The organism is Serratia sp. CY32780, assembly GCF_052169135.1.
Classification (GTDB): Bacteria; Pseudomonadota; Gammaproteobacteria; order Enterobacterales; family Enterobacteriaceae; genus Serratia; species Serratia sarumanii.
This window is the reverse complement of record NZ_JBJNLI010000001.1, coordinates 2,382,043-2,406,675: the sequence shown is the minus strand read 5'-3', so window position 1 is coordinate 2,406,675 and position 24,633 is coordinate 2,382,043. Positions and strand designations below refer to the sequence as shown.

Genomic DNA, 24,633 nt, shown 5'->3' with positions numbered 1-24,633 from the left:
CGGTTATTTAAGCTGAAAGGGCAACGTAACGGTGAATATGGAGATAATCATGACTGATTCAGTGTCCAACGATCGTAATCCCACCCCGGATGTGGCGGAAGACAACGCGTTCTTCCCATCGCCTTACTCCCTCAGCCAGTACACCTCGTCCAAAACCGACTTTGCGGGCGCCAGCTACCCGAACGCCTATCGCGGCGGCAAGTGGAAGGTGCTGATGATCGCCTCGCAGGAGCGCTACCTGCTGATGCAAAACGGCAAATTCTTCTCCACCGGCAACCACCCGGTCGAGATGCTGTTGCCGATGTATCACCTGGATCTGGCCGGTTTCGAGATCGACATCGCCACGCCGTCCGGCGATCCGGTGAAGCTGGAAATGTGGGCGTTCCCGCAGGAAGACGAAGCGGTCAAGGCCACCTATGAGAAGTACCGCAGCCAACTCAAGCAGCCGAAAAAGCTGACGGAGGTGGTGAAGGATCTGGATGGCGGCAACTACCTCGGCGTTTTCATCCCCGGCGGCCACGGCGTGCTGAATGATATTCCGTTCAGCGAAGAGGTGAAAAAGACCCTGCACTGGGCGCACGACAACGATCGCTACGTGATTTCGCTGTGCCACGGGCCGGCGGGCCTGCTGGCGGCGGGTATCGGCGAGAGCAAAGAGGATTTCCTCTATCGTGGTTATGAAATGTGCGTGTTCCCGGACTCGCTCGATACCGGCGCCAACATCGACATCGGCTACATCCCCGGCCCGATGCCCTGGCTGGTGGGCGAACGCCTGCGCGAGCGGGGCGTGAAGATCGTCAACGCCGACATCACCGGCAAGGTGCATAAAGATCGGCGCCTGCTGACCGGCGACAGCCCGCTGGCCTCCAACAACCTCGGCAAGCTGGCGGCGGAGACGCTGTTGGCCGACGTCGCCGCGCGATGAGCGACGAGATCGCGCAGCGCGCTTTCCAGGCGGCGCTGGCGATGGACCACGAGCGAACCCTGTCCGCCATTCAGGGGCGGGTTCGCGCCTTCGCCGCGCCGTTCGGCTTCGATCGCTTTGTGCTGTTTTCCGCTTCCGCCGCGGCGGAGGCGGGGATCGAGCATATCTATTGGGTCGAGGGCGACTGGTTCGGCGACGGCGAGGCCGTCGATGCGTTGACCTACGTGCGGCACTGCCCGGTGACCCGGCACATGCTGCGGGTCAGCGAGCCGTTTTTCTGGACCAAAACCTGGGCGGAGCAGGGCGAGCGCTACCGGATTGTGCGCACGCCGCGCGGCGCGGGCCTGCACGGCGTGCAGATCCCGGTGTTCGGCCCGGCCGGTTTGGAGGGCGCCGTCAGCCTGGGGGGCGAGCGCATCGATGCCTCGCCGCCGGTGCGGCTGGCGCTGTCGCTCGTAGGCTCGGCGGCCTTTCAGGCGGCGCGGCGGCTGTTCGCACCGGCGGCCGGCGAGGGAGAGGGGCGGTTGTCGGCGCGCGAGCGCGAGGTGCTGAGCTGGACCGCCATCGGCCGGCGGCAGGCGGATATCGCCGCGATGCTCGGCCTGTCTGAACGCACGGTGGAAAACCACCTGCGGCGCATTCGCCAGCGCCTTGGCGCCGCCACCACCGCGCAGGCGATCAGCGTGGCGATCCGCCTGGGGGAAATCGCCCCCGAGAGCCGTTAGCCCGCCGCCATTTGCCGCAGCAGCCACTCGCGCAGCGCAATGATATCGGGGCGCTGCGCGGTTTCTTCGGTGGCCACCAGGTAATAGTTGGCGCCGGGTAACGACATCTCGAACGGCGCGGCCAGCACGCCGCGCTGCAACAAATCGCGCGCCAGCAGCCGGCTGGCGATCACCACCCCCTGGCCCGCCACCGCCGCCTGCAGCGCATGCGTCTCGTCGCTGAAGGTCAGCCCGGCTTCCACGTTCAACCCTTCCGGCCCGTAGCGCCGCCGCCAGTTTTCCCAGGTCGGCGCGTCGGCAGGCACCTGCCGATGTTCCACGTGAAACAGCGTTACCCGCCGCAAATCCTCGCTGCGCTTCAGCGCCAGCGCCGGGCTGGCCACCACGATAAAGCGATCCTCATGCAGCAGGGTGCAGTGCAGATCGGTTTCCGGCGTTTCGCGGTAGCGGATGGCGACGTCTACGGTGCGCTGGTTGAGATCGACGCGCTCGACGCTGGTGTGCAGGCGCAGATCGATGGCGGGAAACTCCGCCTTGAAATCCGCCAGGCGCGGCACCAGCCAGTGGGTGAGAAAATTGGAGGTGGTGGTGACGGTCAGCGCCGGCGGCTGTTGGGCGCGGGTGATTTGGGCGACGGACTGCTCCAGCGCGGCAAAGGCGCGCTGGGTGCCGGCATACAGGATCTCGCCGGTCTCGGTCAGGCTGACGCCCTGCGCGCTGCGCTCGCACACCCGGCATGCCAGCACCGACTCCAGCAGCTTGATCTGGTGGCTGACCGCCGTCGCGCTGACGCCCAGCTCCTCGGCGGCCAGCTTGAAGCTGCGGCAGCCGGCCACGGCGTGGAAGGCACGCAGCGCGCCCAGCGGCGGCAAACGGGGTTTTCTCATGGCTGAGTTATTCTCATCTAAGGCTGAAAACTATGAGTTTGTCTGACCGATTATACAAGAGATAGGCTACTGACATGTGAACAGGGGAATGAATTAATTTCATCATTTCCACATGTCGGGAGTTAACGATGAGCCTCTATATCAACAACGGCGCCCTGGGCGCCATGGAACACACGGGAACGGCGGCGAGCGGTCTGGCGCTCAGCGTGCCGGTGGCGGCGGGCGCTTTGCTGTTGGAGGCGGAGAGCCTGCTGGGCATCGGCGCAACGCTGATGCTGCTAACGGCATTGGCGCTGGCGTTTCTCGGCGGCGCCGCGCTGGCCCGCTGGCAGCCGCTGCGGAAGCGGCCTGCGCTGGCTATGCTCCGCTACGGTTTTTTGCTGGCGGCGGCGGGGTGGCTATTGACGCTGCTGATGCTGTTCGGCGGGCATGATTGGCCGGCCCTGCTGGCGGGTATCGCCCTCGGCGGCCTGGGGCAGGGCGTAGCCTACCGCACGGCGGTGGGGGAGAGAGCGGCGTTCGCCGTGGCGTGCAGGCTGGCGACGGTGGTGAGCATCGTGGCCGTGGTGGTTGCCGCGTTGCTGATTCAAACCTACGCCGCGCCGGGCGCGAGAGGAAGCTGTTTCGCGCTGGCGTTGCTGGTCGATCTGGCGCTGCTGGGGGCGTTGATGGCGCGGGTTGCGGAGCGGGATGGGGCCTGAGCCGTCGAGCTGAAGGGAAACAGCCCGCCAGGTAAACCCGGCGGGCTTCGCTTAGGCGGCCGCGAGCTCTTGCGGCGTAACGGTTTGCAAGCCGACGAGCTGAATGGCCGGCTGCTCCAACGTGATGCCGAAGTCGCCTTGATCCCAATTGTAGATATTGACGACGTGCTGATTGAGCGCGCTTTCGCCCTGCATGAATATCGACAGATCCTGCGTATGGGTTTGCGCGTTATAGTTCAGCGAGAAGCTGCTGTTTGAGCCTTCTGTGCCGAAAGCCAGCAGGTGGTTATCGATAGACAGGGAAGAGGCCTGTAAAAAGCCCAGCTCGAAGCTATCGTCGATGTAGATATTGTGGGTCTGCTTCACGGGAATATTCAGCAGGCTGTTGGGGAAGGGCACATCGTTGGACAACATGCTCAGGTTCACGCCGAGATAATCCTGCGGCGCGCTCCCACCCGGCGCAGTGGTATAGCCGTGCTCGAAGCGAATCTCGCTGGAGCCTTTGCCCAGGTTGACCTCCAGACCGTTGGCCGGCGTCAGCACCCGATCGTTAAAGGTGACGTTATCCTTAAAGTCCGTCAGCTTCACCGCCTCGATGTTGTACAGCCCGTCCTTAAAGCCATACAGCCCGATGCCGTTTTTCTCGACCACCCCGCGCCCGCCATAGCTGCCCTGGGCGTCAAACTTCAGGTTTACCCCGTGCGACAGGCTGGAATAATCGACCGTATCATGGCCGCTGCCGCCGTCGATGACCGTCCAGCCGTAGTTGCCGGCGTTGTTTTGCCAGCCGCGCGGCACGCTGATGGTGTCGTCGCCGCTGCCGGTGTTAACGGCGATATTGCCGAACGCCAGCGTGAAATCGTCGTCATACAGCGTACCGACGCGGTACAGATTCGGCGTGGACAGCACGTCGGCAATGTCGTTGAAAATCGCCGAGCCGATATCCAGCTTGCCGGGAATGATACTGCCGCCGCCGGTCACGCTGCTGCCGTAGGATTCGGTGTAGAAATCACGCGCCGCTTCGGCGGCGAGGCGGATGGTCTCGTGGCCAATACCGAGGGTGGTCAAATAGGTGGGCACTTCGCCCGCCAGCAGTGTTTCAACCACGTAGCTGAGGTTTTTCATCTGCATGGAGACCTGCGCCGCCGCAATCAAATCGTAGGTGCCGCTTTCGACCTTAAAAGGCGAGGTATCGTTGGTGGCCACCCATTCGGTAAAGAACGAGGTGTCGCCTAAATAGGAGAACAGCGTGGTGCCGGCCCAGGGCGAATAGTTGGGGGCGCCGGTCGAGGAGGCATCGGTGAACACCTCGGATGCCGCTGCGCCGGCGTCGATCAGGCCGACCTCGTGAATGTCCGGCACTTTGGCGCTGGTGGGCGGAGTATCCGGCAGCGGCGCGTTGGGATCGCTGCTCAGATCGACGCCAAACAGCGTTTTGGCGAAGTTTTTGGCGATGTTGTCGGAGGCATTCTGGATGCGCGTTTCCCAGTCATCGGGAACATGCCCGGTGCGCAGCTCATACTGCAGCTTGGTTTGGTCGCGAATGTAATGGGCAAACGCCCCCTGATTCGAGTTCACGCCATAGGCGCCTTTGATCCAGGTATACACCGCGATATCCACGCCCTGAATAGGTTGGTTGGCATGGTTGGGATCGGTGAGCGCATCGACGGAGGCGGCATACACGGCCGGCCAGTCGCCGGCTTTGGCGGCCTCCCAAATCGCTTGCAGTTTTTCTCGGTCGGTAATGACGTAAGCCATATAAACACTCCTTGTTGCTGAGAGATTGCTGTGAAATTCAACATGATGAATGGAAGCGCGCGATGGAATAAACCGAAACCCGTACAGCCAGAAACGCGCATGCCGCAAGCCGCAGCGAACGATGGGCGGCAGGTGCCCATAGCGAAAGGATAGACGCTACTTGCCGAGTGCGAACAATTCGCTTATCGATTGTTTTTACAGGATTATTGCTGTAAATCGGCGGGTTAACCCGCGTATTGGCGCCAGGGAGGGATTTCCGTCAGCTGGGTTAGGAATCTTCTTAGATAAAAGAGTGGGTTTCGCTGGTGGGGGGGCCAAGCGTTGGCGTTATGGCGGTGATTGTTGTTGCCGCTTTGCGGATTTACACCGACGGCAACGCAGGGGGGCGGTTTCGCTCCAACGCTGCTGGGGCGTGGAATGGGGTGGGGAAATGCTGGAGTGGGGACTCTGGCGGTCGGTTTTGTGCCAGGAGCGGACATTGATGATGTGAAGATATATAGTGGTAGATTGCCTATCGATAGTTGATATTATCCGAGATTGTCTCCGAAAATTATGATTAACGGATTGCTGATCAGTCGGATCCTAGCAAAAGACTCATATCAAAACCAGTTATCCGAAAACCAAACTCTTTATATAATTTCAAAGCCCTTTGATTGTCCGGTGACACTCTGAGTTCCACCTCATATGCGCCCTGTTGAGTCAGCTCATTCAGGAATGCACGGATAAAATCCCGACCCATTCCCTTACCCTGAAATTCTGGGAGAAGCATTATATCTAACAAAAAGGCTGAGTTATCTTCCAGGCTGAACCACAGATATCCCGCAGCCTGACTGTCATGTTCATAAGTTCTAAAATGGTTATTTTGAGTATTGATACCCGCTGGCAAGGCTGCTTTAAATGATTTCGACGCCTCTATCTGGGCTTTTTTACGACTGTACCGATGATTTGCCATCATGTCTTCAACATAGTCATTTAAAGAGAGGCCTCCCCAGAAGTGAAACTCGTCGTCATGCATGGGCCTATAAATTGATTTGGGGATTTTTGACTGTTTTGTTTTCAATTTACTGTCTCATTCTTAATAGCAACGTAACGCATACTTAGTACTACTCTACCGAATTATCCGCCGATTCAGCATGATAAAATTATATCATATAGCTTTGTCCACGGAACGTAATTTTGCTGACGCCGAAGTCTGCATTTCGCTCATAGCGGACTATCGTTCGCCTGACTAAATAAGCCTCAGTGCGATGAAACAAATACCGAGGCAGGCTGCGCGGGCGGAATGGCGAAGTGATGCTGCATACGCTTTATCTCCTCTGCCGGTGGCAGGCCAAATAGACGCTTGAATTCGCGGTTAAATTGCGATGGGCTTTCATAGCCAACGGCGTAACTCGCGGCGGCGGCGGTGATTTGTTGGCGCACCATCAGCATCCGTGCCTGGTGCAGGCGTACCGATTTCACATACTGCATCGGCGGCATCTGCGTTATCGCCTTGAAATGGCTATGAAAGGTCGGCACGCTCATGCCGGCCCTCATCGCCAGCTGCGTCAGCGTTAACGGCTCCGCGTAAGCGGCATGGATGTGCTGCAACGCTTTACCGATTTTGCCAAACTGGCCCTGCAAGGCCAGCGCGGCACGCATTGCGTTGCCCTGTGCGCCTGTCAGCACGCGAAAATAAAGCTCACGCACCCGCGCCGGGCCGAGGATTGCCGCCTCAAGCGGGTTAGCCAGGACGTCAAGTAAGCGAAGTACGGCCATTTTTACCGCGCCGTCCATGGGGCTCGACATCATGCTTTGCGGCGCGACGGGAGGATGCGGGGCGCCATGCTGTTCAATCTGCAACATCAGTTCAGCGGCAAGCTGAAAATCCAGATGCATGTAAATCGCCAGCAGCGGATGTGCTGCCGACGCGTCGGTTTCCATCACAAACGGCACCGGCACCGAAACCGCCAGGTAGTGCTGCTCATCATATAAATAGGTCTGTTGACCGAAATAGCCGCGTTTGCTGCCCTGGCAGACGATCACGATCCCCGGATCGTAAAGCACCGGCGTTCTGGCAAGCGGGCGATCGGAACGCAAAATTCGCACATCAGGTAGGGCTGTGAGGTTGTATCCCTCTTGCACCGCAAGTCTATTCATCAGGGCAATCATGTCGGACATCCCACCACCTCATAAAATCAGGCAAGAAAAAGAGAAAATACGGCCTAAAAATACGGCAGGGAAGAGAATACCATGCAACCTTCATGGTTCATGGGAGTTCTTTTTATGGCATCTGCAAAAACGATTTTAATTACCGGCGTCAGCAGTGGCTTTGGCCAGGCGCTGGCGCGGGAAGCCCTCGCCGTAGGGCATCGGGTTGTAGGGACGGTGCGCAACAGCGAAGCACTGCAGGCTTTCGCCGCGCTCGATACGCAGCGGGCTTTTGGCTATCTGCTTGATGTCACGGACGATGAACGTATTGATGAGGTGGTTGGAGAGATAGAGTCCGCCGTCGGCCCGATAGATGTGCTGGTGAACAATGCCGGTTACGGCCATGAAGGCATTCTGGAAGAATCCCCGCTTGCAGAGCTGCGCCGCCAGTTTGACGTCAATGTGTTTGGCGCGGTGGCGATGATCAAAGCCGTGCTACCGGGCATGCGCCAGCGCCGTCGGGGCCACATTATCAATATCACCTCAATGGGCAGTTTCATTACCTTGCCCGGTATCAGCTATTACTGCGGCAGCAAATTTGCACTGGAAGGGATATCAGAAACGTTAAGTAAAGAGCTTGCCCCGTTCAACCTATACGTGACCGCCGTGGCGCCCGGCTCGTTTCGAACGGACTGGGCCGGGCGTTCAATGGTGCGCAGCCCTCGTCGTCTTCCGGACTATGACGCGTTATTTGAACCTGTTCGTCAGGCGCGACAGGAAAAAAGCGGCAAGCAACTCGGCGATCCGGTTAAGGCGGCTCACGCCATGCTGGCATTGATCGAGAGCGGGAACCCGCCCACGCATCTGTTGTTAGGCAGTGACGCATTAAGTTTGGTGCGGCAAAAGCTCGAGGCGTTAGGTCAGGAAATTGAACAATGGGAGAAACTCACCCGTTCAACGGATGGCTGAACGGTGTCGGGTAGCGAGAGCGTAGGGGATCGCCGATTATGATCCGCCCAACAGCAAAAAGCCCGCTCAGGTTTCCCTGAGCGGGCTTCTCTAAATATGGCTCCTCTGACTGGACTCGAACCAGTGACATACGGATTAACAGTCCGCCGTTCTACCGACTGAACTACAGAGGAATCGTTTGAACGGGGCGAATAATAGCGAGGCGCCGTCGGCATGTCAAAGGCGGATTACACATTCTGTGACTGTTTGCTTACAGAATGCGCAACCCGTTGAGTTTTTTGGCAGATTTAGCTCTCGGGCGCCCGCTGCAGGCGCAGCTGATAGCGGTAAACGCCGGCGGTGAGCAGGTAATCCCGGTGCACGCTCGGGCTCCAGGAATCGTCGCCGCCCACCCCCATGTGGAAGCCGTCCAGATGCAGCCAGGTGCCTGCTTCCGGCTGCAGCAGATGCTGGTGGCTGCAGGCCATCAGCTGTTGCAGGCCGTAGCGGCTGAGCGAGAAGTGGAAGCGGCCGTCGATGCGCCAGCCGCCGTAGCGCAGGCTGCGGGTGTCGCAGCGCAGGCCGTTCTCGCCGGGGAAAATATACGGCGTGTGCAGATCCTCCAGTGGCAGGCGCCAGCGCCCGTGCTGCGCGGCCAGGCGGCGATCCGGGTAGTTCTCGTGCGGGCCCAGGCCCAGCCATTCCGCCTGCGGTTGCACCGTCGCCAGTTGGCAGTGCAGGCCGATGCGCGCCGGCGGCGGCAGAGTATCGGCCACCTCGACCTCCACGCTCACGTTCACCGCGCCCAGCGCATCGAACAGCCACTGTTTGCGGCTAAGCAGCAAAATTTGCCCGTCCACGCCGAACTGGTGTTCGCTCACCACCTGCACGCCGTTTTGCAGCGCATCGGCCTGCAGCCGCGTGCAGCGTTCCTCCAGCCGGTACAGGCCCGCCAGCTTCCAGCGTTCGACCCAGGCGTTGGGATCGATATGGTCCGCCTCGCTGACGCCGATGTCGTTATCGATCGGCGCGCGCGCAAAGCCGTCGCGCAGCGGCGTCAGCAGCTGCGGCTGCTCATTCTGCCACCACTGCGTCAGATGGCCGCTGCTGCGCTCGAAGCGCCAGCGCTGGTCGCCGTGGGTGAGGGTCAGCCCCTGATCGTCTTCAATCAGCGTGGGCGGCACGCCCTGCGGCGGCGGCGGCGCGGGATGCAGCGCGCGCGGCACCCGCCACTGATCCCAGGCGCAGCGGTGGTGCGCTTCGGACCAGTCGGTGGCCTGTGGCTGCACCACCTCCACGTTCAGCCACAGCTCGCCGGGCTGATGCAGCATCGGCAGGCGATCGAGCAGGGGGAAGCTAGCGCTGCCCTGCGGCGGCAGCGCCAGATCGAAGCTGCCGCTGGCGCGCTCCACGCCGTCCAGCTCCAGCCGCCAGTTGAGCTGCTCGTTGTCGGTGTGGCGGAACAGGTAATCGCTGGTGACGGTCAGCGTCAGCGAGGCGGCGTCGAAGGCGAAGCGGAACAGCTGCTGCGCCCGCTGCGCTTCGAACAGCGCCGGGTGAGGGGTGCGATCCGCGAACACCAGCCCGTTCAGGCAGAACTGGCGATCGTTGGGGGTGTCGCCGAAGTCGCCGCCGTAGGCCCAGAACTCTTGGCCGCGCTCGTCGCGTTTGATCAGCGCCTGATCGACCCAGTCCCAGACAAAGCCGCCCTGCAGGCGCGGATAGTGGTGGAACGCGCGCCAGTAACGCTCAAAGCCGCCGAAGCTGTTGCCCATCGCATGGGCGTATTCGCACAGGATCAGCGGCCGCTGTTCCTCCGGCAGGCCGATCCACTTGCCGAGCGCCCATTTGGGCACCGCCGGGAACGGCTGATCCTGATCCACCCGCGCATACATCGGGCAGATGATGTCGGTAGCGGCGGTGTCGGCGCCGCCGCCTTCATATTGCACCGGGCGGGTCGGATCCTGGCTTTTCACCCAGCGGTACAGCGCATCGTGGTTCACGCCGTGGCCGGACTCGTTGCCCAGCGACCAGATAATGATGCAAGGGTGGTTGCGATCGCGCTGCACCATGCGGGTAACGCGCTCGCTCATCGCCGGCAGCCACAGCGGATCGTCAGCCAGGCGGTTCATCGGCTGCATGCCGTGGGTCTCGATATTGGCTTCGTCCACCACGTACAGCCCGTAACGGTCGCACAGCCGGTACCACAGCGGGTGATTGGGGTAATGCGAGCAGCGCACCGCGTTGAAGTTGTGCTGTTTCATCAACAGGATGTCGTGGCGCATCGTCGCCTCGTCCATCACCTGGCCGTGGCGCGGGTGATGCTCGTGGCGGTTAACGCCGCGGATCAGCAGCGACTGCCCGTTGAGCTTCAGCAACCCACCGCTGATTTCTACCTGGCGGAAGCCGACGTCATAGGCCTCCACCTCGATAATCTCCCCCTCGGGCGAGAGCAGGGCGACGGTGGCGCGATACAGCGTGGGCGTTTCGGCGCTCCACAGCGCCGGGCGTTCCACCGGCAGGCGCAGCGTGACCCGATCGTCATAGGCGCCGCGCTCGTCCACGATCTCGCTGCCGAGCGGCTGGGTGCGTTCGGCCACCTGCGCACCATCGCGCCACAGCTGAACCTGAACCTGCACCTGCAGCGGGCCGGGCCGGTTGGCGCGCGCCGTCACCACCAGTTCGCCGCGGGTAAAGCGGTCATGCAGCGGCGTGGTGATGCGCACATCGCTCAGGTGCGCGGCGGGTTTGTGCAGCAGGCTGACGTCGCGGAAGATGCCGCTCATGCGCCACATGTCCTGATCTTCGAGATAGCTGCCGTCGCACCAGCGCAGCACCATCACCGCCAGCCGGTTTTCTCCCGCCTGTAGCCACGGGCTGAGATCGAACTCCGCCGGCAGGCGGCTGTCCTGCGAATAGCCGACCCAGTGGCCGTTGCACCACAAATAGAACGCCGAGTTGACGCCGTCGAAGATGACGCGCGTCTGGCCGGCGGCCAGCCAGGCCGGATCGACGCTGAAGGTGCGCGAGTAGCAGCCGGTTGGGTTGTCTTCCGGCACGCGCGGCGGATCGACCGGGAACGGGTAGCGCACGTTGGTATAGATCGGCGCATCGTAGCCGGCGAGCTGCCAGTTGCCCGGCACCGCCAGCGGGGCGGCGTCCGGCAGGTCCTGCTGCAGCCAGCCTTCCGGCGCCGCCTCTGGGCGCGGGAAATAGCTGAAGCGCCACTCGCCGTTCAGCGACCTGCGGCTGGCGCTGGGGGCATCGTCGCGCGCGTCTTCCACCGTGCGCCAGCTGGCGAACGGCGGGTGGGCGTCCAGCCGGCGGGAGTGGGTGCAGGCCGGGTTTTGCCAGTCACGGCGGGCGAGGATCTCGGTCAGGGAAACAAGGGGCGCAGCGGGCATCGGCGATCGTCCAGTCGGCTAGGTGATGTTCACCAAGATGCTGACCGGCGCATAAAAAGTAAAGCGGTTACACGCAACCTTGCAAGGGCGATCAAATAACCGTTAATGCGGTTCGCCGGCGCGGTAGATCCGCTGCGGGCGGCCGACCTTGCCGTAAATGATCTCGGCGCGCAGCTGCTGCGCGGCGGTGCAAAACTCCAGATAACGGCGCGCGGTGGTGCGGCTGAGCCCCATTTTTTGCGCAACGCTTTCAGCGGTGTGGCGCGCGGCGGGTTCGGCAAACAGCGCGCGGACCTTGCCCAGCGTCAGCTCGTCGATGCCGGCGGGCAGCGCCGCCTGCTGTTCGCCGCGGGCGTAGGTGTTGAACATCTCGTCGATGCGGCGCTGGTTGAGGCGCGCTTTGTCCTTCAGCGCTTCGCGGCGCTGGCTGAAGCGCTGCAGGGTCTGGCTCAGCCGGTCATAGGCCAGCGGTTTGATCAGGTAGTCGAACACGCCGTAGCGCAACGCCTCGGCCACGGTGGCCATGTCGCTGGCGGCGGTGATGAACACGATGCCGCCGCGATACCCGCTCAGCGTCAGTTCGCGCAGCAGGGTGATGCCCTGGCCGTCGGGCAGAAAGTTGTCCAGCAGGATCAGGTCCGGCTTGAAGCGCTCGGTCATGGCGCGCGCCTGCGCCAGGGTGCCGGCCAGCCAAATCTGGCGGCAGCCGCCGTTCTGGCGGATAAACTCCGCGTGCATTTCCGCCAGCGGCGTTTCGTCTTCAACGATCAGGATGTTCAGCCATTCCATAATGAAACCTACTATTGCAATCAAGATGCTAAATGAATGTAAGTAAATTGCGGCGCTAAATAAAGATTATCTCAATAATAAACACCATAAGATTAATTAAGCAAATAAAGAACATTAAATAACTTATTAACCGGAATCGGTTTGTGAAATAGGTCAATAATCGGCGTTTTTTTTCTGTTTACCATTGATTTATCGAACGCGAGACGGCGTTTATCTCCATGGTTTTTAAGGTTTTAATTATCCTTGTTGATGTTAATTAAAATGCCTTTTTGTATTTAATTTGTTGTTTGCCAGTTAACCCAGAGAGCGTGTTATGTTAGGCGATGCCGTATTTAATCGGGTAAAGCGATCGGATCATAAAGCGATTTCGGAAATAAGCGCCTTCTTGCGCAGTAACGATCTGAATATCGACACCACGGTTGAAATATTTATTACCGTTACCCAGCACGACAAATTGGTCGCCTGCGGCGGCATCGCCGACAATATTATCAAATGCGTCGCCATCAGCCCGCTGATGCGCGGTGAAGGGTTGGCGCTGGCGCTGGCGACCGAGCTGGTGAACCTGGCCTACGAGCGCCACCACACTCAGCTGTTTATCTACACCAAGGTGCAGAACGAGCCGCTGTTCCGCCAGTGCGGTTTCTACCCGATCGCCACCGTGCCGGGCATCGTGGTGCTGATGGAAAACAGCCCGTGCCGCCTGAAGCGCTACGCCGCCCAGCTGGCGAGCCAGCGCCGGCCGGGCGACACCATCGGCAGCATCGTGATGAACGCCAATCCCTTCACCCGCGGGCATCAGTATCTGGTGCGTCAGGCTGCCAAACGCTGCGACTGGCTGCACCTGTTTCTGGTGAAGGAAAACACCTCGCGCTTCAGCTATGAAGACCGCCGCCGGCTGGTGCTGGCCGGCACCGCCGATATCCCCAACCTCACGGTACACGAAGGCTCGCAGTACGTGATCTCGCGCGCCACCTTCCCCTGTTACTTCATCAAGGATCAGGGCGTGGCCGATGACTGTTACACCGAAATCGATCTGAAGATCTTCCGCCAGTATCTGGCGCCCGCGCTGGGCATTACCCACCGCTTCGTCGGCAACGAGCCGTTCTGCGCGGTGACCGCGAAATACAACCGCGACATGCGCTACTGGCTGGAAACGCCGGCGCTGCCCAGCCCGCCGATCGCGCTGGTGGAAATCGAGCGTTTGCAATATCAGGGCACGGCGATCTCCGCCTCCTGGGTGCGCAAGCTGCTGGCGGCGGGGGACTTCCACGCCGCCGCGCCGCTGGTGCCGCCGGACACCCTGTACTACCTGCAGGATCTGCAAACGCAGCGCCGGGCCAAGGCGGCCCCGCATCCTTTTGAGTCCGCACAATCAGGTGAATGATGAAAATTATCCGAGAAGCAATGGCCGGCACGCTGGAATCCAGCGATGTCATGGTGCGCATCGCGCCCGCCGAGGGGCCGCAGCACGATCTGTTGATCGCCAGCAGCGTGGAAAAACAGTTCGGCGCGGCGATCCGCCACACCCTGCTGGAGGTGCTGCAGCGCTATGAGGTGGAGCCGGTGCAGGTGATCGTCGACGACAAGGGGGCGCTGGACTGCGTGCTGCGCGCCCGGTTGGAAACCGCGCTGATGCGGGCCTGCGAGGGCGGCCAACTGCCGTGGGAGGCGAAAGATGAAAACGCTGAATAAAACCCGGCTGCGCCGCAGCATGTTGTTCGTCCCCGGCGCCAACGCGGCGATGGTCAGCAACGCCTTTATCTACCAGGCCGATGCGCTGATGTTCGATCTGGAAGACTCGGTGATCCTGCGTGAAAAAGACGCGGCGCGCCGGCTGGTGTACCACGCGCTGCAGCACCCGCTGTACCAGGAGGTGGAAACCATCGTGCGCGTCAATGCGCTCGACTCCGCCTACGGCCTGGCGGACCTGCAGGCGGTGGTGCGCGGCGGCGCGGACATCGTGCGCCTGCCGAAGACCGACAGCGCGCAGGACGTTGTCGACATGGAACGCGAGATTGCCGCCATCGAAGCGGCCTGCGGCCGGCCGGTCGGCAGCACCGGGCTGTTGGCGGCGATCGAATCGGCGCAGGGCATCACCAATGCGGTGGCGATCGCGCATGCTTCGCCGCGGCTTATCGGCATCGCGCTGGGGGCGGAAGACTACGTGCGCAACCTGCGCACCGAACGCTCGCCGGAGGGCATCGAGCTGCTGTTCGCTCGTTGTTCGCTGCTGCAGGCGGCGCGCGCCGCCGGCATTCAGGCGTTCGACACCGTCTATTCCGACGCCAATAACGAAGCCGGCTTCCTGCAGGAAGCGGCGCTGATCAAACAGCTCGGCTTCGACGGCAAATCGCTGATCAACCCGCGCCAGATTGAGCTGCTGCACAACCTGTACGCGCCGACCGCCAAAGAGGTGGCGCACGCGCAGCGGGTGGTGGACGCCGCCGAAGCGGCGGAGCGGGAAGGGCGCGGCGTGGTGTCGCTCAACGGAAAAATGGTCGATAGCCCGGTGATTGAACGCGCCCGGCTGGTGCTGGAGCGCGCCGCGCTGTCCGGCTTACGGGAAGAACCGGCGCAGCACGGGGAGGAAGCATGATGAACCGCCAACAACGATTGATGACCTTCGCCAACCCGACGGATCTGCCGGGCTATCAGGACGTGTCCAAAGCCAATCTGCAGGCGCGCAAACCGCGCGATCTCAAGCTGTGCGACTCCTTGCAGGAAGCGGTGCGCCGCAGCGGGCTGCAGGACGGCATGACCATCTCCTTCCACCATGCGTTTCGCGGCGGCGATTTGACCCTCAATCAGGTGATGGAGACGCTGGCAGCGATGGGGTTCCGCAACCTGACGCTGGCGTCCAGCTCGCTGACCGACTGCCATGCGCCGCTGGTTGAGCATATCCGCCACGGTGTGGTGAGCCGCATTTACACCTCCGGGCTGCGCGGCCCGCTGGCGGACGCGGTTTCGCGCGGCCTGCTGGCGGAGCCGGTGCAAATTCACTCGCACGGCGGCCGGGTCAACCTGATCGAATCCGGCGAGCTGAAGATAGACGTGGCCTTCCTCGGCGTGCCGGCCTGCGATGAGTTCGGCAACGCCAACGGCTACAGCGGTGAAGCCTGCTGCGGCTCGCTCGGCTATGCGCGGGTGGACGCCGAGGCGGCGGGCACCGTGGTGCTGCTGACCGAGCAGCTGGTGCCGTATCCGCATCATCCCGCCAGCCTGGCGCAGGATCGGGTGGATCTGATCGTGCAGTTGGAGCGGGTGGGCGACGCCGACAAGATCGGCGCTGACGCCACGCGCATGACCTCGAACCCGCGCGAGCTGCTGATCGCCCGCCGCGCCGCCGAGGTGATCGCCGGTTCCGGCTACTTCACCGAAGGCTTCTCGCTGCAAACCGGCACCGGCGGCGCCTCGCTGGCGGTGACCCGGTTCCTGGAGGACAAGATGCGCGCCCGCGGCATTCGCGCCGCGTTCGCCCTCGGCGGCATCACCTCGACCATGGTGGATCTGCACGAGAAAGGGCTGATCGGCAAGCTGCTGGACGTGCAGAGCTTCGATCGGGCGGCGGCGACCTCGCTGGCGCGCAACCCGCGCCATATCGAAATCAGCGCCAACCAGTACGCCAACTTCAGCTCCAAGGGCGCCTCTGTTGATCGGCTCGACGTGGTGGTGCTGAGCGCGCTGGAAATCGACACCGGCTTCAACGTTAACGTGCTGACCGGCTCCGACGGCGTGCTGCGCGGCGCGTCCGGTGGCCACTGCGACACCGCCGCCGCCGCGCGGCTGGCGATCATCGTTGCGCCGTTGGTGCGCGGGCGTATCCCGACGCTGGTGGAGCAGGTGACTACCTGCGTCACGCCGGGCTCCAGCATCGACATTCTGGTGACCGACCACGGCATCGCCGTCAACCCGGCGCGGCCGGAGCTGGCGCAGCGCCTGCGGGAGGCCGGTCTCGAGGTGGTGAGCATCGACTGGCTGCGCGCCCGTGCGCTGCAGCTGACCGGCGAACCGCAGCCGATCGCCTTTACCGACAAGGTGGTGGCGGTGGTGCGCTACCGCGACGGCTCGGTGATCGACGTGGTGCATCAGGTGGCGGAGTAAGCGATGGCCGCCGTCGATCCCCAACTGGCCGCCGAACGCGCGGTCAGCCTGCCGGAGCTGCTCACCAGCCGCGAATGCCGTCAGGCGCGCCAGCAGGCGTGGCTGGCGCAGCACGAGTGCACGCTGCTGGTGCTGACGCTGGTGGTGCCCGGCCCGGTGAAGGACAGCGCGCTGACGCGCGGCATCTTCAACCTAGGGTGGGCGGCGCTGCTGCGACTGTGCGCCGAACAGGGTTGGCCCAGCCCGCAGGCCGAGGCGCTGGCGCTCTCCACCGGCTGCGAAGGGTTTGTCGCGCTGCGCGCCGATGCCCAGCGGGTGAAGGACTGCGCCATGCAGCTGGAGGTGAGCCGCCCGATCGGCCGGCTGTGGGATATCGACGTGCTGGATACGCAGGGGCGCATTTTGTCGCGCCGCGACATCGGCCTGCCGGAACGGCGCTGCCTGCTGTGCGGCCAACCGGCCAAGATCTGCGCCCGCCAGCGGCGGCACAGCAGCGAGCAGCTGCTGCATGAAATGGAAAGGATGTTCAACGATGCGATCTCTGCCGATTAACCTGCCCGCCCACCGTGCCGAACCGGCCTGCGATTTCGCCCGCGCCGCTTTCCGCGCGCTGCTGGTGGAAGTCAATCTCACGCCCAAGCCGGGGCTGGTGGATCGCCATAACACTGGCGCCCACCGCGACATGGATCTCGGGCACTTCTATCGCAGCGCCCGCGCCATCGGCGTGTGGCTGCCGCGCTTTATCCAACGCGGGCGCGAGGACGTCGCTTTGCCGGCAGAGCAGCAGCTGGCGCGGCTGCGGCCGCTCGGCCTGGCCTGCGAAAACCAGATGTTCCGCGCCACCGGCGGCATTAACACCCACAAGGGCAGCGTGTTCTCGCTCGGGTTGCTGTGCACCGCCTTCGGCCGCCTGCAGCAGCAGGGCCGCGCCATCGGCGCCGAAGCGCTGTGCGCCGAGGTGGCGGCGATGTGCCGGGGGCTGGTGGATCGCGAGCTGCGGCGCAACAACGCAGGGCAGACCGCCGGCCAGCGGCTGTTCGCCGCGCACGGGTTGAGCGGCGCACGCGGCGAGGCGGAGGCCGGTTTCCGGCTGGTCATTGACGGCGCGCTGCCGCTGTATCGGCAACGGCTGGCCGCCGATGGCGACGAACAGCGGGCGCTGCTGGACAGCCTGCTGTGGCTGATGGCCCACAACGACGACACCAACGTCGCCTCGCGCGGCGGCCTGCAAGGGCTGCGCTGGCTGCGGCGCCGGGCGGCATTGCTGCTGGCGCAGGGCGGCTCGGCGGGGGAGGCGGGTCTGGCGCGCCTGCGGCGCTTCGATGCCGACTGCATCGCCCGCAACCTCAGCCCCGGCGGCAGCGCCGACCTGTTGATAGTGACCTGGCTGCTGGCGCAGCTGGGTGCCCAAGAATAATAACCAAGCCTTCAGGAGAGTCCCTATGTCCCAAACCCAGGAAAAGATCTGGAAAGCGATAGCGCCGCTGGCGGTGCTCGCGATCCTGTTATTGATACCGGTTCCCGACGGCATGCCGCCGCAGGCCTGGCACTACTTCGCCATCTTCGTGGCGATGATCGTCGGCATGATTCTGGAGCCGATCCCGGCCACCGCCATCAGCTTTATCGCAGTGACCGTCAGCGTGCTGAGCGCCAACTGGGTGCTGTTCGGCGCGCAGGAGCTGGCGGAGCCGGGCTTCAAGGCCGGTAAAGAGGCGCTGAAATGGGGGCTGGCGGGCTTCTCCAGCACCACCGTCTGGCTGGTGTTCGGCGCCTTTATCTTCGCGCTGGGCTACGAGGCCACCGGGCTGGGGCGGCGCATCGCGCTGTTCCTGGTGAAGTTCATGGGCAAGCGCACGCTGACGCTGGGCTATGCGGTGGTGATCATCGATATCCTGCTGGCGCCGTTCACACCGTCCAACACCGCGCGCACCGGCGGCACGGTATTCCCGGTGGTGAAAAACCTGCCGCCGCTGTTCGACTCCTTCCCCAACGATCCCTCTTCACGCCGCATCGGCGGTTACCTGATGTGGATGATGGTGGTCGGCACCAGCATCAGCTCCTCGATGTTCGTCACCGGCGCCGCGCCTAACGTGCTGGGCATCGAGTTCGTCGGCAAGATCGCCGGGGTGCACATCAGCTGGATGCAGTGGTTCCTGGCGTTCCTGCCGGTCGGCCTGCTGCTGTTGATCGTTGCGCCGCTGATTTCCTACTACCTGTACAAACCGGGCGTGACCCACAGCAGCGAAGTGGCCGCCTGGGCGGATACCGCGCTGGGGGAAATGGGCAAGCTGACGCGCAAGGAATACACCCTGATCGGCCTGGTGCTGCTCAGCCTGTGCCTGTGGGTGTTCGGCGGCAAAGTGCTGGACGCCACCGCGGTGTGCCTGCTGGCGGTGTCGCTGATGCTGGCGCTGCACGTGGTGTCGTGGAAAGAGATCACCAAATATTCCAGCGCCTGGAACACGCTGGTTAACCTGGCGACGCTGGTGGTGATGGCCAACGGCCTGACGCGCTCCGGCTTTATCGACTGGTTCGCCCAGACCATGAGCACCCACCTGGACGGCTTCTCGCCGAACATGACGGTGGTGGCGCTGGTGCTGGTGTTCTACTTCGCCCACTACCTGTTCGCCAGCCTGTCGGCGCACACCGCCACCATGCTGCCGGTGATCCTGGCGGTCGGTAAAGGGCTGCCGGGTGTGCCGATGGAGCAGCTGTCGATGCTGCTGGTGCTGTCGATCGGTATCATGGGCGTGCTGACGCCGTACGCCACCGGGCCGGGGGTGATCATCTACGGCTGCGGCTACGTGAAATCGAAAGACTACTGGCGCCTGGGCGGCATTCTCGGCGTGGTGTACATTGCCGCGCTGCTGCTGATCGGCTGGCCGATCATGAGCCTGTGGTACTGAGTTGAAGCCACGCGGCCACCGCCCGGTGGCCGCGGTTACGATCCTTTCCCGTGAACCCTGTCACACACTTGTCACACTAACCCCGCCATCATACTCGGGCAAACGCTAACACCTTAAAAATAATCATTTTCCGGGAGCCTCTGCGGATGAGAAAAAAAACGCTATTACTGTGCCTGCCTTTGTTATTCTCCGGGAGCGCGCTGGCGGACGCCGGCGGTTATCAGTTGGAACAGGTGCTGGTCATGAGCCGCCATAACCTGCGCGCGCCGCTGGCCAACAACGGCAGCGTGCTGGCGCAGTCTACGCCGAAGGCCTGGCCGGCCTGGGAAACGCCGGGCGGCCAGCTGACCACCAAGGGCGGGGTGCTGGAAGTGTATATGGGGCACTATTTTAACGCCTGGCTGAAGCAGACCGGCCTGTTGCCGCAAGAGGGCTGCCCGACCGCCGGCAGCGTGTACGTCTACGCCAACAGCCTGCAGCGCACGGTCGCCACGGCGCAGTTCTTCAGCAACGGCGCGTTCCCCGGCTGCGACGTCGGCGTGCACCATCAGGACAAGATGGGCGAGATGGATCCGACCTTCAACCCGATCATCACCGACACCAGCGAGGCCTTCAACCAGCAGGCGCTGGCGGCGATGAACGCCGCGCTGGGCTCGCTGAAGCTGGACGCTTCTTACCAACAGCTGGCGAAGATCATCGACTACAAGGATTCCGCCGCCTGCAAGACTGACAAACACTGTGACCTGACCAAAGAAGCCAGCGTGATGAGCGCGGTGCCGGGCAAAGAGCCGGGCGTCTCCGGCCCGCTGCGGGTGGGCAACTCGCTGGTGGACGCCTTTATGCTGCAGTATTACGAAGGTTTCCCGATGAAAGAGGTGGCCTGGGGCAAAATCGCCACCCTGCACCAGTGGCAGCAGCTGGCGCAGCTGAAAGACGGCTATCAGGACTCGCTGTTCACCTCGCCGGTGGTGGCGCAGAACGTCGCCAAGCCGCTGCTGACCTACATCAACAACGCGCTGCTCGGCGAGCGCAAACCGGACGCGCCGAAGCTGACGGTGCTGGTCGGCCACGATTCCAATATTGCCTCGCTGCTGTCGGCCATGCAGTTCCAGCCGTATCAGCTGCCGCAGCAATACGAGAAAACGCCGATCGGCGGCAAACTGGTATTCCAGCGCTGGCGCGACGCGCAAAACGACCGTGAATTGCTGAAGATCGAGTACGTCTATCAGTCCACCGAACAGCTGCGCAAGGCGACGCCGCTGACGCTGCAAACCCCGCCGCAGCGCGTGACGCTGGCGCTGAAAGGCTGCCCGATCGACAAAGACGGCTTCTGCGCCTGGAGCGATTTCGAGAAGACCATGAAAGGCATCTTGTAATGCCCAGCCTCTCTCCCGAGCGCGGGGGAGAGGCCTCTCCCCATCCCGGCTAACGCGCCCCCGTGCGGGTCTTAACGCCATTTATTTTGCCCAGGGTCATTGTTGCAGGCCGTTTCGGGGGCTAACATCATCAGCCTGCCTGCTTATCATGGATACCGCCGTTGCCCACTTTTATCCGCCATATCGAATTTTTCACGCCGGACGGCTATCCGGGCCAGGTGGCGCGCTGCCATTTTACGCTGGCGGAGTATCGCGACGACAGTTTTCCCGAGGCGGGTTTTGCACTGCCGGATCATCTGGCGCGCGCGGTGCCGAAGCGCCGCGCGGAGTATCTGGCCGGGCGTGTTCTGGCGCGGCAGCTGTTGGCGCCGCTCGGTTTTGCCGACTTCACCCTGGCGCGCGGCGAAGATCGCGCGCCGCAGTGGCCGCCGGGCATTGCCGGGGCGCTGAGCCATAATTCGGATACCGCGCTGTGCGCCGTGCACCGCGAGAGCGGGCTGGGCGGCGTGGGGCTGGATGTGGAGACGTTGCTCTCCGCCGTGCGGGCGGAGGAGCTGTGGGGGGCGATCGTTTCCCCGGCGGAGCGCGAGGCGTTGCTGCGTGAGACGCTGCCGTTCAACGAACTGCTGACGTTGACGTTTTCCGCCAAAGAGAGCCTGTTCAAGGCGCTTTATCCGCAGGTGCGCTGTTACTTCGATTTTCTCGATGCGCGCATGATCGCCGTGGATATGCAGCGGCAGACGTTTGTATTAACGTTGCTTAAGACGCTGACGCCAAATTGCCCCGCCGGCCGCCGGTTTAACGGGCGTTTTTGGCGTAAAGGTGACGATGTCACGACTTTTATCTTTTGCTAAAACCCAATAATAACAGTGTGTTATTTCTTTATTTGCCGTAACGCAGGTTTGCCGTGGCGGGCGGAAAGATTCATTCATCGGAGATTGACCCACGCTGGGGATCCGGTGTAATTTATCCTCCTTTCACAGCTAATGATAATTATTCGCATAAACATTATCATTGGTAAGGCGCAACAAAGGAGTGGTCTTGTGGCGACACTGACGACAGAAAACCAAACCTTCCCCGGGTTTGTGTACGCCGAACAATCGACCTTTTTGTACCGGTCCGAATTCCGTTCCCTCTCCGCCGATGGCGTGTTCGAGCGTATCGAGACGCCGGCGTTCGGCGGCGAGCAGGAAGGCAGCGCGCTGGCGCAGCATATCCGCCAGGCGCTGGCGCGCGCCAAAGCCGCCGGCCAGGAGACGCCGGTGGTGGTGGGCGCCATTCCGTTCGATACGCGCCGGCCTTCCAGCCTGTACGTGCCTGAAAGTTTACAGTTTGTCGCCAACGACAGCTTTACCCGCGCCGCGCGCCCGATGCTGCAACAGCCGCATCGCCTGGCCGCCTGCACCAGCATTCCGGACGAGCCGCGCTTCAAGCACGCGGTGGCGGAAGCGGTCAGCCGCTTTAAACAAGGCAAGCTGGACAAGGCGGTGCTGTCGCGCATCCTCGACATCGAGCTGGAGCAGCCGGTGGCGGGCCACCAGATCCTCAATAACCTGATGGTGCAGAACCCGACCGGTTACCACTTTTCCCTGCCGCTGGCCGATGGCGGCGTGCTGATCGGCGCCAGCCCGGAGCTGCTGATCCGCAAGCAGGGCGGCGAGATCCACACCAATCCGCTGGCGGGCTCGGCGCGCCGTCAGGACGATCCGCAGCAGGATCGCCTCGGCAGCGAGCGCCTGATGCGCTCGACCAAAGACAAATACGAACACAAGCTGGTGATCGACGACATTCGCCGTCACCTGGCGCCGCTGTGCGCCAGCCTGAGCGTGCCCAGCGGCCCGTCGCTGCTCAGCACCGGCACCATGTGGCACCTGTCCACCCGCATTCGCGGCGAATTGCTGAACCCGAATCTCAACGTGATGCAGCTGGCCTGCCTGCTGCATCCGACGCCGGCGCTGTGCGGCTTCCCGACCGAGAGCGCCCGCCAACTGATCGCCGATCTGGAACCGCACGATCGCGGCCTGTTCAGCGGCATTGTCGGCTGGTGCGACGCCAACGGCGACGGCGAGTGGGCGATCGTCATCCGCAGCGGCCTGCTGCGCGGCAACCGGGTGCGGCTGTTCGCCGGCGCGGGCATCGTCGCCGCCTCGACGCCGCAGGCCGAGTGGATGGAAACCGCCGCCAAACTGGGCACCATGCTCAACGCTTTCGGCCTGAACAGCGGCGCGCTGTAGGCCTCTTTGCGGCGCAGTGCGCGCCGCGCCATACGCTTTCGCAGGAGACAACGATGAACAACAACATGACCCGGCTGTGCGCCCGGATGGCGGTGCGCGCATGAGCATTCAGATGGATTTCACCGGCAAACGCGTGTGGGTGACCGGCGCGGCGCGCGGCATCGGCGAGCAGATCGCCCGGCATTTTTTGACGCAGGGCGCCGAGGTGGTGGGATTTGACCGCGAGTTCGCCAACCCGGATCTGCCTTACCCCTGCGTGACGCTGGACATCAGCCGGCCGGAGCAGGTGGAGGCGGTGTGCCGCCAACAGCTGGAGGAGAACCCCAAACTGGACGTGTTGGTCAACGCCGCCGGCATTCTGCGCATGGGCAATACCGAAGATTTGAGCGTGGATGACTGGCATCAGTGCATCAACGTCAACGCCTCGGGGGCGTTTTACCTGTTCCGCGCCGTGCTGCCGCACTTCAAGGCGCAGCGCAGCGGGGCGATCGTCAGCATCGGCTCCAACGCCGCGCACGTGCCGCGCACGCAGATGGCGGCCTACTGCGCCTCCAAGGCGGCGCTGACCAGCCTGAATCACTGTGTGGGGCTGGAGATGGCGCCGTTCGGCGTGCGCTGCAATCTGGTGTCGCCGGGCTCGACCGACACGCCGATGCAGCGCGGCATGTGGCAAACCGACGATGCGCAGCAACGCACCATCGCCGGTTTCCCCGAGATGTTCAAGCTGGGGATCCCGCTCGGCAAAATCGCCCGCCCGGACGAAATCGCCAATGCGGTGTTGTTCCTGGCCTCCGATTTGGCCAGCCACATCACCATGCAGGACATCGTGATCGACGGCGGCGCCACGCTGGCCGCCTGAGTCAGACCCGCTGGCGGCGCAGCAGGTGCTGCGCGCCTTCCGCCGCCAGCAGCAGCACCGCCAGCCAGATCGCCAGATAGGTCGGCCATTCGCTTTGGCCGATGCTTTCGCCGAGCAGCAGCGCGACGATCACCAGCAGCACCGGTTCCACATAGCTCAGCAGGCCGAACAGGCTGAACGGCAGCAGGCGGCTGGCGAGGATGTAACACACCAGCGCCACGGCGCTGATGACGCCGAGCAGCGGAATGCGCCAATACAGCTCGGCATTGATCTGCAGCGCCGCTGCGCCGCCGTCGCCGAAGGCGAACCAGGCCGCCGCCGGCAGCATCAGCGCCAGCTCGCACCACAGCCCGCCGAGATTGTCGGTGCCGAAACGCCGCCGCAAAATAAAGTAGAGCGGATAGCCCAGCGCCACCACCAGCGTCGGCCACGAGACGCCGCCCGCCTGATACAGCTCATTGCCCACCCCTACCATGGCGCACGCCACCGCCAGCTTTTGCAGCAGCGACAGCCGATCGCGGTAGATCAAACGGCCCGCCAGCACCATGGTCAGCGGCAGCAAAAAATAGCCGAGCGACACGTCGAGGGCCTTGCCGTGCAGCGGCGCCCACAGGAACAGCCACAGCTGCACCCCCAACAGCGCCGAGGTGAGCAGCAGGCCCAGCAGGCGCTGCGGCCGTTGGCCGATCCAGGCCAGCGTGTCGCCCACTTTGCGCCAATCGCCGGACAGCGCCATAAACAGCGTCAGGAACGGCAGCGTCAGCAGCGTGCGCCAGCCGTAGACCTGCTCGCCGTTCAGCGGGGTGAGGGTAGAGGTGAAGTAATACATCGCGCCGAACAAGATGGAGGCGACGACCGAAAGAGTGATGCCCTTAATCACACGCATTCCT

22 protein-coding genes and 1 tRNA gene are annotated in these 24,633 nt (G+C 62.9%); 15 read left to right on the top strand and 8 right to left on the bottom strand.

Translation table 11 applies throughout. From position 1 onward, the window contains the following. The first annotated feature begins 49 nt into the window (after positions 1-49). Both hchA and ACJ8HH_RS11685 read left to right on the top strand, forming a co-directional pair. Positions 50-925, top strand: coding sequence for a glyoxalase III HchA (hchA, locus tag ACJ8HH_RS11690; RefSeq protein WP_060437746.1), 876 nt, complete (start codon positions 50-52; stop codon positions 923-925). Further along, positions 922-1,650, top strand: a complete 729-nt coding sequence (locus ACJ8HH_RS11685; protein WP_060437747.1) for a PA1136 family autoinducer-binding transcriptional regulator — start codon at positions 922-924, stop codon at positions 1,648-1,650. Before hchA ends, ACJ8HH_RS11685 begins: the two co-directional genes overlap by 4 nt. On the opposite strand, the gene ACJ8HH_RS11680 is transcribed toward ACJ8HH_RS11685, so the two are convergent. Beyond that, positions 1,647-2,537, bottom strand: coding sequence for a LysR substrate-binding domain-containing protein (locus ACJ8HH_RS11680; RefSeq protein WP_060451690.1), 891 nt, complete (start codon positions 2,535-2,537; stop codon positions 1,647-1,649). The two genes, ACJ8HH_RS11685 and ACJ8HH_RS11680, sit on opposite strands and share 4 nt — an antisense overlap. Before the next feature lie 128 nt (positions 2,538-2,665). Here ACJ8HH_RS11680 and ACJ8HH_RS11675 point away from each other — a divergent pair, with 128 nt between their 5' ends. Continuing rightward, positions 2,666-3,238 carry a hypothetical protein gene (locus ACJ8HH_RS11675; RefSeq protein ID WP_060451689.1) on the top strand — a complete coding sequence of 191 codons (573 nt, stop codon included), beginning with the start codon at positions 2,666-2,668 and terminating at the stop codon, positions 3,236-3,238. A 51-nt stretch (positions 3,239-3,289) separates the two neighbouring features. On the opposite strand, the gene ACJ8HH_RS11670 is transcribed toward ACJ8HH_RS11675, so the two are convergent. The 3 genes from ACJ8HH_RS11670 to ACJ8HH_RS11660 form a co-directional block, all read right to left on the bottom strand. Next, positions 3,290-4,996, bottom strand: coding sequence for a hemolysin (locus tag ACJ8HH_RS11670; protein ID WP_060425970.1), 1,707 nt, complete (start codon positions 4,994-4,996; stop codon positions 3,290-3,292). Positions 4,997-5,567: 571 nt separating this feature from the next. Then, positions 5,568-6,056, bottom strand: a complete 489-nt coding sequence (locus tag ACJ8HH_RS11665) for a GNAT family N-acetyltransferase (protein ID WP_060451792.1) — start codon at positions 6,054-6,056, stop codon at positions 5,568-5,570. 179 nt (positions 6,057-6,235) lie between these two features. Beyond that, positions 6,236-7,156: an AraC family transcriptional regulator gene (locus ACJ8HH_RS11660; protein ID WP_060451688.1), complete on the bottom strand. Its 921-nt coding sequence runs from the start codon at positions 7,154-7,156 to the stop codon at positions 6,236-6,238. A gap of 105 nt (positions 7,157-7,261) precedes the next feature. On the opposite strand from ACJ8HH_RS11660, the gene ACJ8HH_RS11655 reads away from it, so the two are divergent. Beyond that, on the top strand, positions 7,262-8,095 hold the full coding sequence (locus tag ACJ8HH_RS11655) for an oxidoreductase (RefSeq protein ID WP_060451774.1): 834 nt from the start codon (positions 7,262-7,264) through the stop codon (positions 8,093-8,095). A 97-nt stretch (positions 8,096-8,192) separates the two neighbouring features. On the opposite strand, the gene ACJ8HH_RS11650 is transcribed toward ACJ8HH_RS11655, so the two are convergent. The 3 genes from ACJ8HH_RS11650 to dpiA form a co-directional block, all read right to left on the bottom strand. Beyond that, a tRNA-Asn gene (locus ACJ8HH_RS11650) sits at positions 8,193-8,268 on the bottom strand. Between the two features lie 114 nt (positions 8,269-8,382). Continuing rightward, positions 8,383-11,478 (bottom strand): beta-galactosidase, encoded by a 3,096-nt coding sequence (locus tag ACJ8HH_RS11645; protein WP_197766250.1) that lies wholly within the window; start codon positions 11,476-11,478, stop codon positions 8,383-8,385. A gap of 102 nt (positions 11,479-11,580) precedes the next feature. Next, positions 11,581-12,267: a two-component response regulator DpiA gene (gene dpiA / locus ACJ8HH_RS11640; protein ID WP_021505854.1), complete on the bottom strand. Its 687-nt coding sequence runs from the start codon at positions 12,265-12,267 to the stop codon at positions 11,581-11,583. 313 nt (positions 12,268-12,580) lie between these two features. Between dpiA and citC the strand changes: the two genes are divergently transcribed. The 11 genes from citC to dhbA all read left to right on the top strand — a co-directional run bounded on the left by citC (position 12,581) and on the right by dhbA (position 23,743). After that, the gene (gene citC, locus ACJ8HH_RS11635; protein ID WP_004940809.1) at positions 12,581-13,651 is read left to right on the top strand and encodes a [citrate (pro-3S)-lyase] ligase; all 1,071 of its coding nucleotides are present in this window, start codon (positions 12,581-12,583) and stop codon (positions 13,649-13,651) included. After that, positions 13,651-13,959 (top strand): citrate lyase acyl carrier protein, encoded by a 309-nt coding sequence (gene citD, locus ACJ8HH_RS11630; protein ID WP_019452464.1) that lies wholly within the window; start codon positions 13,651-13,653, stop codon positions 13,957-13,959. The genes citC and citD overlap by 1 nt, the downstream gene beginning before the upstream one ends. Beyond that, positions 13,943-14,863 carry a citrate (pro-3S)-lyase subunit beta gene (gene citE, locus ACJ8HH_RS11625; RefSeq protein WP_016927085.1) on the top strand — a complete coding sequence of 307 codons (921 nt, stop codon included), beginning with the start codon at positions 13,943-13,945 and terminating at the stop codon, positions 14,861-14,863. Before citD ends, citE begins: the two co-directional genes overlap by 17 nt. Continuing rightward, positions 14,863-16,368, top strand: a complete 1,506-nt coding sequence (gene citF, locus ACJ8HH_RS11620; protein ID WP_033643714.1) for a citrate lyase subunit alpha — start codon at positions 14,863-14,865, stop codon at positions 16,366-16,368. The genes citE and citF overlap by 1 nt, the downstream gene beginning before the upstream one ends. Before the next feature lie 3 nt (positions 16,369-16,371). Continuing rightward, positions 16,372-16,920 (top strand): citrate lyase holo-[acyl-carrier protein] synthase, encoded by a 549-nt coding sequence (gene citX / locus ACJ8HH_RS11615; RefSeq protein WP_033654921.1) that lies wholly within the window; start codon positions 16,372-16,374, stop codon positions 16,918-16,920. Further along, a complete protein-coding gene (citG, locus tag ACJ8HH_RS11610) occupies positions 16,901-17,785 on the top strand; it encodes a triphosphoribosyl-dephospho-CoA synthase CitG (RefSeq protein ID WP_060443055.1) in 885 nt (294 codons plus the stop codon). Before citX ends, citG begins: the two co-directional genes overlap by 20 nt. Positions 17,786-17,810: 25 nt before the next feature. Next, entirely contained in the window at positions 17,811-19,274 is a 1,464-nt protein-coding gene (locus ACJ8HH_RS11605; RefSeq protein WP_033635183.1) for an anion permease, read from the top strand. 146 nt (positions 19,275-19,420) lie between these two features. Then, complete coding sequence (gene agp, locus ACJ8HH_RS11600; RefSeq protein ID WP_060451682.1) at positions 19,421-20,650, top strand: bifunctional glucose-1-phosphatase/inositol phosphatase; 1,230 nt, start codon at positions 19,421-19,423, stop codon at positions 20,648-20,650. A gap of 161 nt (positions 20,651-20,811) precedes the next feature. After that, a complete protein-coding gene (locus ACJ8HH_RS11595) occupies positions 20,812-21,504 on the top strand; it encodes a 4'-phosphopantetheinyl transferase family protein (RefSeq protein WP_060451681.1) in 693 nt (230 codons plus the stop codon). Positions 21,505-21,693: 189 nt separating this feature from the next. Continuing rightward, positions 21,694-22,884 (top strand): isochorismate synthase, encoded by a 1,191-nt coding sequence (locus ACJ8HH_RS11590; protein ID WP_041035836.1) that lies wholly within the window; start codon positions 21,694-21,696, stop codon positions 22,882-22,884. Positions 22,885-22,984: 100 nt separating this feature from the next. Continuing rightward, positions 22,985-23,743: a 2,3-dihydro-2,3-dihydroxybenzoate dehydrogenase gene (gene dhbA, locus ACJ8HH_RS11585; protein ID WP_060421746.1), complete on the top strand. Its 759-nt coding sequence runs from the start codon at positions 22,985-22,987 to the stop codon at positions 23,741-23,743. A 1-nt stretch (position 23,744) separates the two neighbouring features. On the opposite strand, the gene rarD is transcribed toward dhbA, so the two are convergent. Next, positions 23,745-24,623: an EamA family transporter RarD gene (gene rarD / locus ACJ8HH_RS11580; protein WP_049273981.1), complete on the bottom strand. Its 879-nt coding sequence runs from the start codon at positions 24,621-24,623 to the stop codon at positions 23,745-23,747. Between the last annotated feature and the right edge of the window lie 10 nt (positions 24,624-24,633).